The 12,426-nt window shown below is 64.3% G+C and carries 13 protein-coding genes; 2 read left to right on the top strand and 11 right to left on the bottom strand.

The features are described from left to right. Positions 1 to 20: 20 nt before the first annotated feature. The 9 genes from OHD58_RS05020 to OHD58_RS04980 all read right to left on the bottom strand — a co-directional run bounded on the left by OHD58_RS05020 (position 21) and on the right by OHD58_RS04980 (position 8,778). Positions 21 to 1,007 carry a Gfo/Idh/MocA family protein gene (locus tag OHD58_RS05020; RefSeq protein WP_263801958.1) on the bottom strand — a complete coding sequence of 329 codons (987 nt, stop codon included), beginning with the start codon at positions 1,005 to 1,007 and terminating at the stop codon, positions 21 to 23. A gap of 85 nt (positions 1,008 to 1,092) precedes the next feature. Next, positions 1,093 to 1,938 carry an aldo/keto reductase gene (locus OHD58_RS05015; RefSeq protein WP_263801957.1) on the bottom strand — a complete coding sequence of 282 codons (846 nt, stop codon included), beginning with the start codon at positions 1,936 to 1,938 and terminating at the stop codon, positions 1,093 to 1,095. 66 nt (positions 1,939 to 2,004) lie between these two features. Beyond that, a complete protein-coding gene (locus OHD58_RS05010; protein ID WP_263801956.1) occupies positions 2,005 to 2,607 on the bottom strand; it encodes a nucleotidyltransferase family protein in 603 nt (200 codons plus the stop codon). 81 nt (positions 2,608 to 2,688) lie between these two features. Continuing rightward, the gene (gene pheT, locus OHD58_RS05005) at positions 2,689 to 5,097 is read right to left on the bottom strand and encodes a phenylalanine--tRNA ligase subunit beta (RefSeq protein WP_263801955.1); all 2,409 of its coding nucleotides are present in this window, start codon (positions 5,095 to 5,097) and stop codon (positions 2,689 to 2,691) included. Further along, entirely contained in the window at positions 5,094 to 5,516 is a 423-nt protein-coding gene (locus OHD58_RS05000; RefSeq protein WP_263801954.1) for a GFA family protein, read from the bottom strand. The genes pheT and OHD58_RS05000 overlap by 4 nt, the downstream gene beginning before the upstream one ends. Beyond that, the gene (pheS, locus tag OHD58_RS04995; RefSeq protein ID WP_263802702.1) at positions 5,513 to 6,598 is read right to left on the bottom strand and encodes a phenylalanine--tRNA ligase subunit alpha; all 1,086 of its coding nucleotides are present in this window, start codon (positions 6,596 to 6,598) and stop codon (positions 5,513 to 5,515) included. The genes OHD58_RS05000 and pheS overlap by 4 nt, the downstream gene beginning before the upstream one ends. A gap of 146 nt (positions 6,599 to 6,744) precedes the next feature. Further along, positions 6,745 to 7,146 carry a 50S ribosomal protein L20 gene (gene rplT / locus OHD58_RS04990; protein ID WP_263801953.1) on the bottom strand — a complete coding sequence of 134 codons (402 nt, stop codon included), beginning with the start codon at positions 7,144 to 7,146 and terminating at the stop codon, positions 6,745 to 6,747. A 34-nt stretch (positions 7,147 to 7,180) separates the two neighbouring features. Continuing rightward, entirely contained in the window at positions 7,181 to 7,384 is a 204-nt protein-coding gene (gene rpmI / locus OHD58_RS04985; RefSeq protein WP_149761273.1) for a 50S ribosomal protein L35, read from the bottom strand. A gap of 311 nt (positions 7,385 to 7,695) precedes the next feature. Beyond that, positions 7,696 to 8,778, bottom strand: a complete 1,083-nt coding sequence (locus OHD58_RS04980; protein WP_263801952.1) for an adenylate/guanylate cyclase domain-containing protein — start codon at positions 8,776 to 8,778, stop codon at positions 7,696 to 7,698. 131 nt (positions 8,779 to 8,909) lie between these two features. Here OHD58_RS04980 and OHD58_RS04975 point away from each other — a divergent pair, with 131 nt between their 5' ends. Further along, on the top strand, positions 8,910 to 9,344 hold the full coding sequence (locus OHD58_RS04975; RefSeq protein WP_263801951.1) for an SRPBCC family protein: 435 nt from the start codon (positions 8,910 to 8,912) through the stop codon (positions 9,342 to 9,344). A 22-nt stretch (positions 9,345 to 9,366) separates the two neighbouring features. Here OHD58_RS04975 and OHD58_RS04970 read toward each other — a convergent pair whose 3' ends face one another. After that, positions 9,367 to 10,230, bottom strand: a complete 864-nt coding sequence (locus tag OHD58_RS04970) for a DMT family transporter (protein WP_263802701.1) — start codon at positions 10,228 to 10,230, stop codon at positions 9,367 to 9,369. Between the two features lie 105 nt (positions 10,231 to 10,335). On the opposite strand from OHD58_RS04970, the gene OHD58_RS04965 reads away from it, so the two are divergent. Then, a complete protein-coding gene (locus OHD58_RS04965; RefSeq protein ID WP_412177160.1) occupies positions 10,336 to 11,745 on the top strand; it encodes a PLP-dependent aminotransferase family protein in 1,410 nt (469 codons plus the stop codon). A 38-nt stretch (positions 11,746 to 11,783) separates the two neighbouring features. Here the strand turns inward: OHD58_RS04965 and OHD58_RS04960 are convergent, their stop codons facing one another. Next, complete coding sequence (locus OHD58_RS04960) at positions 11,784 to 12,425, bottom strand: methyltransferase family protein (RefSeq protein ID WP_263801949.1); 642 nt, start codon at positions 12,423 to 12,425, stop codon at positions 11,784 to 11,786. Between the last annotated feature and the right edge of the window lies 1 nt (position 12,426).

Raw genomic sequence — 12,426 nt, 5'->3', positions numbered from 1 at the left:
CCCCTTCCGGAGCGAAAGCCTCAAACATACTCCCAGCCATCATGCTCGGCAGCACGGAAGATCGCATCGATCATCTTCTGGTTCGACACCGAATTCTCCAGCGCGAACACCGCGTCCTTGCCGCCCTGTGCCGCACGCGCGAACGTCTCCACTTCCAGCCGGTACTGGCGCGTGCCAGGGAAGCGGAACACAGTCGCCTGGTCATGCTTCTGGTTGTGCAGTTCGACGCGATGGTGCTCGTAGTCGCCAGCGTTGAACGGCGCGTGCACCTCGATGAATCCCTTTTCGCCATGAAGGACGATGAATTGCCTGAGCGCCATCTGCGTCGAGCAGTAGAACGACAGGTCGAAGTCGCCGAAATCAGCCTTGATGCTGGAATAGATGTCGGTGCCGAACTTCTCGTCGCGCTCGATCGTCGCCTGGATGCGCACCGGCTCCTTGCCGCTGACGAAACGGGTGACGACGCTCGGATAGACTCCGATGTCGGGCAGCGCGCCGCCGCCCAGTGAAAGCTGGTTGCGCATGTTGGCAGGGTCGACATTGTGGTAAGCAAACGCGCCCTGCACATGCCTCAGCCGGCCGATGGCGCCTTCGGCAATCAATTCGCGCACCTTCGACCATTGCGGGTGGTAGAAGACCATGAAGGCTTCGCAGACCAGCACGTGATTGCGGTCCCGCGCCTCGATCAGCGGGGCGATGTCCTTGGCGTCGAGCGCGATCGGCTTCTCGCAGAGTACATGCTTGCCGGCATCCGCTGCCTTCAGCGTCCATTCGACATGCTGCGAGGTCGGCAGCGGGATGTAGACGCCATCGACATCCTTTGACGCGAGCAGCTCGTCATAAGATCCAAAGGCATGCTCGGCGCCAAAACGCGTCGCCAGCGCGCGCGCCTTGTCGATGTCGCGACTGGCGATGGCGGCCACCGTGCCGTTTTCGGAATCGAGCATCGCCGGCAGCAGATGATCCCGTGCGATCTTGGCGGTCGAAAGGACACCCCATCGAAACATTTTCTTCCCTCCTGATTGACCGGCGGAAGCTATCCATCGCGGCTTAAAAAGGGAAGCCGCCGCACTCGATTCCTGCCGGCCCGGATCAGATCATCTCGAGCGGGCGCTTGCGCGACGGCGGCGGAAAGGCACGGTCGAGTTCGGCAATATCGGTCTCGGTGAGCTCGATGTCGAGTGCAGCGCGGTTGTCACGCACGTGCCCGGGCCTGCTCGCCTTGGGAATGGCGATGACGCCCGGCTGCCGCATCGTCCACGCAAGCGCAATCTGAGCCGCAGTGGCTCCATGGCGTTCGGCGACCGGCGCCAGTTTCGAATCGCGCGTCAGGTCGCCCTGGCCGATCGGCGAATAAGCCATGACCGGAATACCGCGCTGCCTGGACCACGGCAGCAGGTCGAAATCGACGCCGCGGCTCGACAGATTGTAGAGCACCTGATTGGTCTGCACCGCCTCTCCCGAGGCAACACCCGCCAGCTCTTCCATGTCGTCGGTATCGAAATTGCTGACGCCCCAGTGCAGGATCTTGCCTTGCTGCTTCAGCGCTTCGAAAGCCGCGACGGTCTCGCCGAGCGGCGTGCCGCCACGCCAATGCAACAGGTAAAGGTCGATACGGTCGGTGCCCAACCGCTTGAGGCTCGCCTCGCAGGCGCGCATCACGCCGCTGCGCGATGCGTTCGATGGCAGCACCTTGCTGACCAGGAAGACTTCTTCGCGGCGCCCCTCGATCGCTTCGCCCGTCACCTCCTCGGCACCGCCCGAAGCGTACATCTCAGCCGTATCTATCAGCGTCATGCCAAGATCGATGCCGAGCTTCAGCGCGACAACCTCGTCGGAACGACGGCGGCGATCCTCGCCCATGTTCCAGGTGCCCTGGCCAAGCACCGGCACGTCGATGCCGGCGGGAAGCCGGGTGGTGGGTAGCGAAGAAGACATTTCGTGTTCTTTCATTCGACAAGAAGTGCCAGCATCTATGGCGCGCCGGCCGGATTGCAATCAACCCTACCAGGGCACCACGGCAATTTCCGGCCACTGCCGTTGCGCCCGCGCGCCCTTCTCCTCGTGTGTCGCCCGGTTGTCGATGATGCGGTTCGGCGTCACCCGCAACGAAAAGATGTCGTCGAGGCCGAACGGTGCGGTGACCTCCATGGTGTCGTCATGCCGCAGCCGGACGCCGACCGCATGGGTCCGCGACGCGAAATAGCCAAGCGACTCCGCCGAGGACCGATAGGCCGGGCACGATCTGCCGAAACGCTCCGGATACCAGAGGTGCACCCTTGCCTGATTGCGGATTTCGACCGCCGGCGGCGTGCCGGCGAAATGCCGTTCGCCGGCCTCGATGACGACATCCTCCGCTTCCCACGACAGGTCGGAACCGTCGAAATAGAAAAGATCGATGTCCTTGATGCCGTAGCCGGAAGGCTTGCCGGTCAGGCTGTTCCAGACCGTGTTGTAGATGGCGCCCGAGACGATCATCCAGTCCGGCAGGTCGAGATTGCGGGCGCTCCGAAGTGCCTGCCAGGTCAGCGGATCAGCCTTCAGGATCGCAATGAGCGCGGCATGTTGCGTTTCAAAACCCAGCCCGGAAAACCGCAGATGATCCATGCGCCGTTTGAGCGTGATTCGCGTCGCGGCTGCAACGTCCGCAGGACGGACGGCAGCTTCCGATGCGCGCCCGGCGTGCCGCTATCCGCGCAGCACGCCACCAGTCTGCTTCTTGACGTTCTCGACAATGCGGCCAGCGAGCGCTTCGAAATCCTCGTCGGTCAGCGTCTTCTCGACCGGCTGGATCGAAACCTCGATGGCGATCGACTTTTTGCCGTCGCCGAGTGACGCGCCCTCGAAGATATCGAACACCGAGACGCCGGTGATCAGCTTCTTGTCGGCCGCGAGTGCGGCACGGGTCAGCGTTCCCGCCTCAACCGTCCTATCGACCACGAAGGCAAAATCGCGCTTCACCGCCTGGAAGGCCGAGAGTTCGAGCTTCGGCTTGGTGCGCGTCGGCTTCGCCTTCGGCTCGGGAACGGCGTCGACGAACACTTCGAAACCGGCCAGCGGTCCCGAAACATCCAGCACCTCCAGTGTCTTCGGGTGGAACTCGCCGAAATGCCCGAGCACCGTCTTCGGGCCGAGCTTGATCACGCCGGACCGGCCGGGGTGATACCAGGCCGGGCCACCGGCCTCGACCTGCAATCTGTCGACGGGCGCCCCGCAGGCTTCCAGAACGGCGAACGCATCGGCCTTGGCGTCGAATACGCCGACGTTTTGCGCGTTGCCGGCCCAGCTGCGGCCTGCGCCTTCGAGTTTCGCGGTACCGCGGCGGATGCCCGCGGCGACACGGCGCTGCGTCTCCGGTGTGTCACCCTCATAGGTGCCCGACACTTCGAACAGCGCGACATCGCCAAAGCCACGGTCGGCGTTGCGCTGCGCGGCGGCAATCAGCCCCGGCAGCAGCGACGGCCGCATGTCCGACATGTCGGCGGCGATCGGATTGGCGAGCTTCAAGCCGGACTGGCCGCCGCCAAAAATTTCGGCGTGCCTTGCCGGGATGAACGACCAGGTCACCGCTTCCATCATGCCGCGCACGGCGAGCGCCCGCTTGGCCGCGCGGCTGCGTATCTGCAGCGTGGTCAGGATCTTGCCGTTGACCGTGCCGTGGCTCGCCAGCGGCTGCGGCACGATCTCGTCGACGCCGTGGATGCGCATGACCTCCTCGACCAAGTCGGCCTTGCCGTCGACATCCGGTCGCCATGAGGGAACCGAAACATCCACCACGTCGCCCGAGCCATTCGGCCCGAAGCCGAGCCGCTTCAGGATGTCGAGGCTCTCCGCCTTCGGCACGTCGAGGCCGGTCAGCCGCTTCACTTCCGACACCGGGAACGAAACGATCTTCGGCTGGTGGCTGGCATAACCGACGACTTCGGTTTCGCTCGGCGTGCCGCCGCAGAAATCCATCACGAGCCTTGTCGCCAGTTCCAGGCCGGGCACCATGAATTCAGGGTCGACGCCACGCTCGAAACGATAGCGCGCGTCGGTGATGATGCCGAGTTCGCGGCCAGTGCGGGCGGTGACGATCGGATCCCAGAGCGCCGATTCGATCAGCACGTCTGTGGTGGTCTCGTCGCAGCCCGAATGCTCGCCGCCCATCACGCCGGCGATCGACTCGACGCCATTGTCGTCGGCGATCGCACACATGTCGGGCGTCAGCGCGTATTCGCGCCCGTCGAGCGCCAGCACCTTTTCGCCGTCCTTCGCGCGCCGCACGACAAGATTGCCGGCAACCTTCCTTGCGTCGAACACATGCAGCGGCCGGCCACGGTCGAAAGTCACGTAGTTGGTGATGTCGACCAGCGCGTTGATCGGGCGCAATCCGATGGCGATCAGCCGCTGCTGCAGCCATTTCGGCGAATGGCCGTTGTTGACGCCCGCTACCCGCCGCAACGCGAAGCCGGGGCAGAGGTCCGGCGCCTCGATCGTCACTTTCACCGGGCAGGCGCCCGTGCCGGCGACCGGCTCAATCTTGCCGTCCTTCAGCCTACCGAGTCCGGAAGCGGCGAGATCGCGCGCGATGCCGTGAACGCCGGTGGCGTCCGGGCGGTTCGGGGTTAGCCCGATCTCGATGACCGGGTCATCGAGATGCGCGTAACTGGCGAAGCTGGTGCCCACCGGCGCGTCTTCGGGCAGGTCGATGATGCCGTCATGCTCGTCGGACAACTCCAGCTCGCGCTCCGAGCACATCATGCCATGGCTCTCGACGCCGCGGATCTTTCCGACCGCCAGCGTAACGTCGATGCCGGGAACATAGGTGCCGGGCGCCGCGAAGGCCCCAACCAGGCCGGCGCGGGCATTCGGCGCTCCGCACACCACCTGCACGGGCGAGCGGCCGTCGCCGGTGTCGACGGTCAGCACGCGCAGCCGATCGGCGTCGGGATGCTGCACGGCGGTCAGCACCCTGGCGATGACGAACGGCTTCAGGCTCGACTTGTCGTCGACGGATTCGACTTCGAGGCCGATCGAGGTCAGCCGCTCGACGATCTCGCCGAGCGTTGCCTCAGTCTCGAGATGGTCCTTCAGCCAGGAGAGGGTGAATTTCATGGATTGGTTCCGTCTGGTCTCGGTACGCTGGTCTTCGGATGGCGCGGAAGATCGTCCGGCATGTGGACGAAGGGGAGTTGCTCGCTCACATAGGCGTGCAGGGTCGGCTTGTAACAAGCCGGCGTATCCATGACGCCGAGCATGAAATAGACGTGGTCGCCGATACGGGCGTCGACATAGGATACAGGCGAACCGCAGGTACCGCAGAAGCTGCGTATGACCGGGCCGTTTTCAAACGTCTTCAGCGCCTTGCCTTCGATCGCCATCTTGTCGGCTGGGAAGCCTACAAACGCCGAGACCGGCGCACCGCTTGCCCGCCGGCAATCGCCGCAATGGCAATAGCTGACGTGGCTCGGTTCAGCCGAAGCCTCGAACCGCACCGCGCCGCAGCGGCAGCCGCCGGTGTGAGCCGTCGTCACGCGCTCAGCCCCCCGAAAAGCGTCGGCAGGTCGAGCGGGCGGAAGCCGTAATGCTGCAGCCAGCGCACGTCGGCATCAAAGAAGGCGCGCAGGTCCGGCATGCCGTATTTCAGCATGGCGATGCGGTCGATGCCCATGCCCCAGGCAAAGCCCTGGTATTCGTCGGGATCGAGCCCGCCGAAACGCAGCACGTTGGGGTGCACCATGCCGCAGCCGAGAATCTCCAACCAGTCATTGCCCTCGCCGAAGCGCACTTCGCCCGGTCGCGAACGGTCGCACTGGATATCGACCTCGAGGCTCGGCTCGGTGAACGGGAAATAGCTCGGCCGGAAGCGCATCTTCAGGCTCGGCACCTCGAAGAACGCCTTGCAGAATTCCTCCAGCACCCAGCGCATGTTGGCGACGTTCGCCGTCTTGTCGATCACCAGGCCCTCGACCTGGTGGAACATCGGCGTGTGGGTGGCGTCCGAATCCATCCGGTAGGTTTTTCCAGGGATGACGATGCGGATCGGCGGCTTCTGCGCCTCCATGGTGCGGATCTGCACCGGCGATGTGTGGGTGCGCAGAAGCTTCGGCTGGTTGCCGTCAGCGGAATTGAGGAAAAACGTGTCGTGCATCTCCCGCGCCGGATGGCCCTCAGGGAAATTCAGCGCAGTGAAGTTGTAATAATCGGTCTCGATGTCCGGCCCTTCGGCGACCGAGAAACCCATGTCGGCGAAGATCGCGGTGATCTCGTCGGTTACCTGGCTGATCGGGTGAATGCGGCCGCGCTCGGCCGGAGACTGGCGCACCGGCAGGGTGACGTCGACCTTTTCGGCGGCGAGGCGCACGGTGATGGCGACGTCCTTCAGCTCTGTCTTGCGTGCCGTCAGCGCCTCGGTAACCCGGTTCTTCAGCCCGTTGATCGCCGGGCCTTTAACCTGCCGTTCTTCGGCGCTCATCGAGCCCAGCGTCTTCAGCATTTCCGAGACGGAGCCCTTCTTGCCGAGCGCGGCGACGCGCACGGCTTCTATGGCCTGTTCGTCGGAAGCCGCGGCGATGTCGGCGAGCAGGGAGTTTTCGAGCGTATCGAGAGTGCTCATGATCTCGTTCACGATTTTGATCCGCTTGGTTCGAGGCGATCCTAAGTCACTGCTGACTTAATCCAGTCCAAAGAAAAACCCGCGCCAGCCCTGCCAGCGCGGGTTTCCCAAATCAAGTATCCTGATGCTTCGGGAAAACGCTGGCCTTAGGCGACAGCGCTTTCAAAAGCATTCGGAGTGGTGTTCTTCAGGTATTCGAGCGCAACCTTCGCCTTGGCGACGAGCGCGGCGAATGCCTGCGGCTCGTGGATCGCCATGTCGGAAAGCACCTTGCGGTCGATCTCGATGCCGGCCTTGTTGAGGCCGTCGATGAAACGCCCATAGGTCAGGCCGTGCTCGTGCACCGCCGCGTTGATGCGCTGGATCCACAAAGCGCGGAAATTGCGCTTGCGGTTCTTGCGGTCGCGGTAGGCGTACTGCAGCGACTTCTCCACCGCCTGCTTGGCGATGCGGATGGTGTTCTTGCGGCGGCCGTAAAAGCCCTTGGCGGCTTTCAGAACCTTCTTGTGCTTGGCGTGGGCGGTAACGCCTCTCTTTACGCGTGCCATGTCATGATCTCCTTAAAACTGTACCAGCCGCGGCTCAGAGGCCGTTCGGCAGAAAATTCTTGATGACCTTCTTGCCGTCCGGTTCAGCCAGAACCATCGTGCCGCGGGCATTTCGAATGAACTTGTTGGTACGCTTGATCATGCCGTGACGCTTGCCGGCCGCAGCCGACAGAACCTTACCCGTACCGGTGATCTTGAACCGCTTCTTGGCGGCCGACTTGGTCTTCATCTTGGGCATTTTGCTACTCCGTTTCTATGAGGCCCCTGACGTGCCGACGGCACGCCGCGCCTCTTGTTGTTTGATCTTCGGGCAGACCAGGCCCGAAAAGCATTGCGAACCGCCACGGCATGCCCTGCCGGACGGTTCTGAACGCGCGCTATTACCAGCAAGGCGGGTGGAGTGCAAGTGGTGGAAGCGGGTGGCGGTCCGGCGCTTCGTCTCCATCGCTTCCGGGTGCGCTGCCGATCCGACTTGCGGGAGTGGCGACGGCCGGTACCCGCAGCCTACGCTCGGCGGTGGATGACAAGACGCTTAGGGGCGGCCGCGCCTCACTCCCGCGGCGCAAACACCGCGCACGGCACAGCTATGCCGCGCAGCCTATGCTCGCCGAGCGGCATCAGGGGCTGTGTCGTTTCCGCCGCGAAGGCGCCCGAGAGCAGCACCGGGCGGCCGAGCGGTCGGCATAAGCCTTCCAGCCGGCTGACCAGGTTCACGGCGGGGCCGATCGCGGTGAAATCCAGCCGGTCGGCAGTGCCGATATTGCCCCACAGCATCTCGCCGACATGAAGCGCGGCGCCGAACTGCAGGGGGGCCAGGTCCTCAGCAGCGCGGGCGCGATCGAGGTGGTCCATGCCGGCGCGCGCCGCGGCAATGGAACGCAATGCCGCATCGCAAGCGGCGGCAGCATCACGCTCTCCGATCGGAAAGATCGCCAGCACGCCATCGCCGATGAATTTCAACACCTCGCCGCCGAAGGCATGGACCGCACCGGCGATGCGGTCGAACCAGGCGTCGAGCACCGCCACCACCTCCTGCGGCGGGGTCTCCTCCGACAATGCGGTGAAACCGCGCAGGTCGGCATAGAGCAGGGCCGCCCGGATGGTCTCGCCGGGCTCGCGCCGCAGCCTGCCGGCCAGCACCTGCGCTGCGCTGCGCCGGCCGAGATAGGTTTCGAGCAGCGCGGCCAGGGTCGAGCGGGCGGCAAGCACGGCAAGTGGCGCGGCGGCGAAGCGTGCCGTCTCACGCAGCAGCACGGATTCGGACGCGCTCAACGGCCGCGTCACCGCCCAGCCGAGCACGGTACCGTCGGAGGCCGCGGCCGTCGCACTGACAAAATTCTCCTCCACGATTGTGGCGCCGAGGCCCGCCAGCCAGTCGCGGCCGACATTGGCCTGCTCGGCAGGCATGGCCGGGCCGAAGCCCATCGCCTCGACAACCCTTCCCGTGTCGGCGCGCCACAGCCAGGTACGACGCGCGATGATCGGATGCGGTGCCGCCTGGGTGAGTGCGCCGCCGGCGAGCGGCAGCCCGTCGGCGACGAGCTTTGTACCGAGTGCCGTCAGGAAAGCTTCGGCGCCGGACAGGCCGATCGCCTCGTCTATAAGAAAGGAAAGGGCGGAGGGCAGTTGCATGACCAGGATCATGCAATGGCGCTAGGCCCCTGTCATGAGGCGGCGGAAACTTTCTTGCGCCGAATGGTTATTTGCCTAGAGTGGCGCCTATGCTGGAACGACGTGTCGTTCCAGCATAGGCGGGATTGCTGATGAACGAGACGCTTCGCACCGAGATCGAGATAGCGGCCCCGCAGGCAACGGTTTTTGCCTTCCTCACCGATCCCGACAAGATCCTCCGCTGGCTCGGCACGGCGACCACGGATGCACGGCCCGGCGGGATCTATCTCGTCAGCGTCGGCGATAGGCATCCCGCCCGCGGCGAATTCACGGAGGTGATCCCTGTCCACCGTCTCGCCTACAGCTTCGGCTGGGAAGGGCGCGAGGCGGTGCCGCCAGGATCGAGCCTGGTCGAGATCGATCTGGTCGAGAAGGGCAGCGGCACGCTGGTGCGCTTCACCCACAGCGGGCTGCCGAACGAGCAGGAGCGCGCCGACCACGAAAAGGGCTGGAAGCACTATCTGCGCCGGCTGGCGACCGCTGCGGCCGGTGGCGATCCGGGACCGGATACACAGCTCGAAGCGTGAAAATCCCCACCGAATAGCCTTCCTACCGCGCGAACTTCCGTGCGCCGAACACACACAGGATGACCGCGACGGTCACGGCAAGCATTGCCGGCGTTACCGGCTCGTGCAGCAGGGTTGCCGCCAGCGCAAGACCGAAGAAGGGCTGCAGCAACTGCAACTGGCCCACCGCCGCGATGCCGCCCTGTGCGAGGCCGCGATACCAGAACACGAAGCCGATCAGCATGCTGAACAGCGAGACATAGGCCAGGCTGATCCAGGCGGGTACCTCGATATTCGACAAGGTCGGTGGCATCGTCAGGAACGCCAGCACGATCATGATCGGCAGCGACAGCACCAGTGCCCACGAGATCACCTGCCACCCGCCAAGCATGCGGGACAGTTTCGCTCCTTCCGCATAGCCCAGGCCGCAGACCACTATCGCCGCCAGCATCAGCGCATCGCCGATGGGCGAGGCGGCGATGCCCTGCGACAGGGCAAATGCCGCCACCAGCGAGCTGCCGAGTATGGAGAAGGCCCAGAACGCCGGCTTCGGTCGTTCACCACCCCGGATCACGCCGAAGATTGCGGTCGCCAGCGGCAACAGCCCGACGAATACGATCGAATGCGCGGCCGTCACGTACTGGAGCGCCAGAGCCGTCAGCAGGGGAAACCCGACCACGACCCCCAGCGCCACGACCAGCAGCGATGCGAGGTCGCGGAGCGCGGGGCGCTTTTCCTGGAAGGCCAGCAACAAGCACAATCCCATGGCGCCAGCGATCGCCGCGCGAGCGGCGGTCAGGAACACCGGGTCGAACTGCATCACGGCAATGCGCGTGGCGGGGAGGGATCCGCTGAATATGATCACCCCGACGAGGCCATTGATCCATCCGCTCATTGTCCGATCCATGCCAGGCTCCTTCGACTGCGCATCCAATCGGCTTCCGAGGCTGGCGGAGCCAGTGACAGTTCGGTACAGTTGAGCCAAACTGTTGTGATACGAATGGCAGTACAGATGAGCGAGCAAGCGGGAGAAGGCACGCGGGTCGAGATGGTCATGGCGGCAATCCGCCAGCGGATTGCCGGACGCGTTCTGACCACCGGTGCCAAGCTGCCGTCGATCCGGGGACTGGCCTTGGCGCTGAAGGTATCGGCCTCGACGGTTGTGGAAGCCTATGAGCGTCTTGTCGCCGAGGGCGCGATTTACTCCCGGCCGGGCTCCGGCTTCTATGTCGCCAGCCAGACGGCGCCGCTGTCCCTCTCGCAGGTCGGCCCCAAGGTCGATCGGGCCGTCGATCCGTTCTGGATTTCGCGGCAATCGCTGGAAACGCCCGACACCGAGATGAAACCGGGCTGCGGATGGCTGCCGCCGTCATGGCTGCCCGAGGATGGCATCAGGAAGGCGCTTCGTTCGCTTTCCCGCGCCAACGGTCCCGCCTTGGCCGACTACGGCTCGCCGCTCGGCCTGCCGCCCTTGCGCCAGTTAATCGCCCGCCGAATGTCCGAGCGCGGCATCGACTGCCCGCCAGACCAGATCATCCTCACGGAGTCCGGAACCCAGGCGCTGGATCTGCTGTGCAGGCTGCTTCTCGAACCCGGAGACACGGTACTCGTCGACGATCCGTGCTACTTCAACTTCCAGGCGCTGCTCCGCGCCCACCGCGCCAGCATCGTCTCCGTGCCTTATACGCCATCCGGCCCGGACATCGAGCAGTTCGGCGCCGTACTCGCCGAACATCGGCCACGCCTCTACATCACCAACTCCGCGATCCACAATCCGACAGGCGCGACCTTGTCCCCCTCGGTGGCTCACAAGGTGCTCAAGCTCGCCGAACAATTCGCACTGACGATTGTCGAGGACGACATTTTTGCGGATTTCGAGCACACGCCTGCGCCGCGCCTCGCTGCGTTCGATGGGTTGGAGCGCGTCATCCATATCGGCAGCTTTTCAAAGACGCTCTCGGCCTCTGCGCGTTGCGGATTCGTGGCGGCGCGGCTGGAATGGATCGAAAGCCTGACCGATCTCAAGATCGCCACCTCGTTCGGAGGCGGACGGCTCGCCGCGGAGTTGGTGTTTGCCGTCCTGAGCGACGGCGGCTACCGCAAGCACATGGACCATCTCCGCAGCCGCCTGTCGCGCGCCATTTTCGATGTCGCGGTAAAGTTGAAGGCGATCGGAATCGTGCCCTGGCTCGAGCCGCAGGCCGGCATGTTTTTATGGTGCCGGCTGCCAGATGACATCGATGCCGCGGACGTCGCCCGCACGGCGCTCGCCAGGAACGTGGTGCTGGCGCCGGGGAACGCATTCAGCCCGTCGCAATCCGCGACGAGCTACATGCGGTTCAACGTTTCCCAGACAAGCAGCGACCGCACGTTCGAGGTTCTTCGGGATGCCCTCAAGCCTGCCAGCAGGACCAGCAGGTGACCGCGTCCGCTCGATAAACCCGCAATCGTGCGGCAGCCTCAATACAGCCAGAAGAGGACCGGAATTACACCGCTTTCCTGTCCGGTCTCGATGAATTCAAAGAACGGTATGGAGATCAGAAAAGCGAGACCATCGCGCAGCGTATGGTTGAAGATGCGCGGGGTGAAGGTCACCTCGGGCTCATCGCGGAAAAGCAGGGGATTGGGAAAAAACCGCGGCACTCGTGCGATGTAGTCCTTGTAGGGCGCCCCGAGCACCGTCATCAAATGCCGCTCCTCGCGCAGCGTGACGATATGGAATGCGGCCGCGCACAAGACCGCCGACGCCACCGCGACGATCATGCTGCCGGTCTGGGCGCCTATACCCAACGCCGCTATGGTGGAGAAGAAGTACAGCGGGTTGCGCATCACCGAATAAGGACCGGTGTCAACCACCTCGGCCGATTTGCGACCGCCGATATAAAGGATCGACCAGAGCCTTCCACCGATACCGATCAGGATGAGCGCGATGCCGTGCGCCTCGATGCGCTCATGCATGAGTTCGTCGTGCGGAGAGCCGCCGAAGACCAGCAAAGCGCAGAAGGCGCCGATCAGCAGCGCCAGCAGGATGCGCCGCCGCCGCTGGTAGCGGCCCATCTCGTCGAATGACTTTTCACTCGGGGAACGTGCCGCGGCGGCCATC

It is taken from the genome of Mesorhizobium sp. ZC-5 (assembly GCF_025753855.1).
In the GTDB taxonomy this organism is placed as follows: Bacteria; Pseudomonadota; Alphaproteobacteria; order Rhizobiales; family Rhizobiaceae; genus Neomesorhizobium.
The sequence above is the reverse complement of the archived record's forward strand: the minus strand, read 5'-3'. Positions and strand labels throughout refer to the sequence as shown.

Bases quoted from the DNA above. Each gene is read 5' to 3' on its own strand.
- OHD58_RS05020 (WP_263801958.1), bottom strand. From the start codon at position 1,007: ATGTTTCGATGGGGTGTCCTTTCGACCGCCAAGATCGCACGGGATCAT.
- OHD58_RS05015 (WP_263801957.1), bottom strand. From the start codon at position 1,938: ATGTCTTCTTCGCTACCCACCACCCGGCTTCCCGCCGGCATCGACGTG.
- OHD58_RS05010 (WP_263801956.1), bottom strand. From the start codon at position 2,607: ATGGATCATCTGCGGTTTTCCGGGCTGGGTTTTGAAACGCAACATGCC.
- pheT (WP_263801955.1), bottom strand. From the start codon at position 5,097: ATGAAATTCACCCTCTCCTGGCTGAAGGACCATCTCGAGACTGAGGCA.
- pheS (WP_263802702.1), bottom strand. From the start codon at position 6,598: ATGAGCACTCTCGATACGCTCGAAAACTCCCTGCTCGCCGACATCGCC.
- rplT (WP_263801953.1), bottom strand. From the start codon at position 7,146: ATGGCACGCGTAAAGAGAGGCGTTACCGCCCACGCCAAGCACAAGAAG.
- rpmI (WP_149761273.1), bottom strand. From the start codon at position 7,384: ATGCCCAAGATGAAGACCAAGTCGGCCGCCAAGAAGCGGTTCAAGATC.
- OHD58_RS04980 (WP_263801952.1), bottom strand. From the start codon at position 8,778: ATGCAACTGCCCTCCGCCCTTTCCTTTCTTATAGACGAGGCGATCGGC.
- OHD58_RS04975 (WP_263801951.1), top strand. From the start codon at position 8,910: ATGAACGAGACGCTTCGCACCGAGATCGAGATAGCGGCCCCGCAGGCA.
- OHD58_RS04970 (WP_263802701.1), bottom strand. From the start codon at position 10,230: ATGGATCGGACAATGAGCGGATGGATCAATGGCCTCGTCGGGGTGATC.
- OHD58_RS04965 (WP_412177160.1), top strand. From the start codon at position 10,336: ATGAGCGAGCAAGCGGGAGAAGGCACGCGGGTCGAGATGGTCATGGCG.
- OHD58_RS04960 (WP_263801949.1), bottom strand. From the start codon at position 12,425: ATGGCCGCCGCGGCACGTTCCCCGAGTGAAAAGTCATTCGACGAGATG.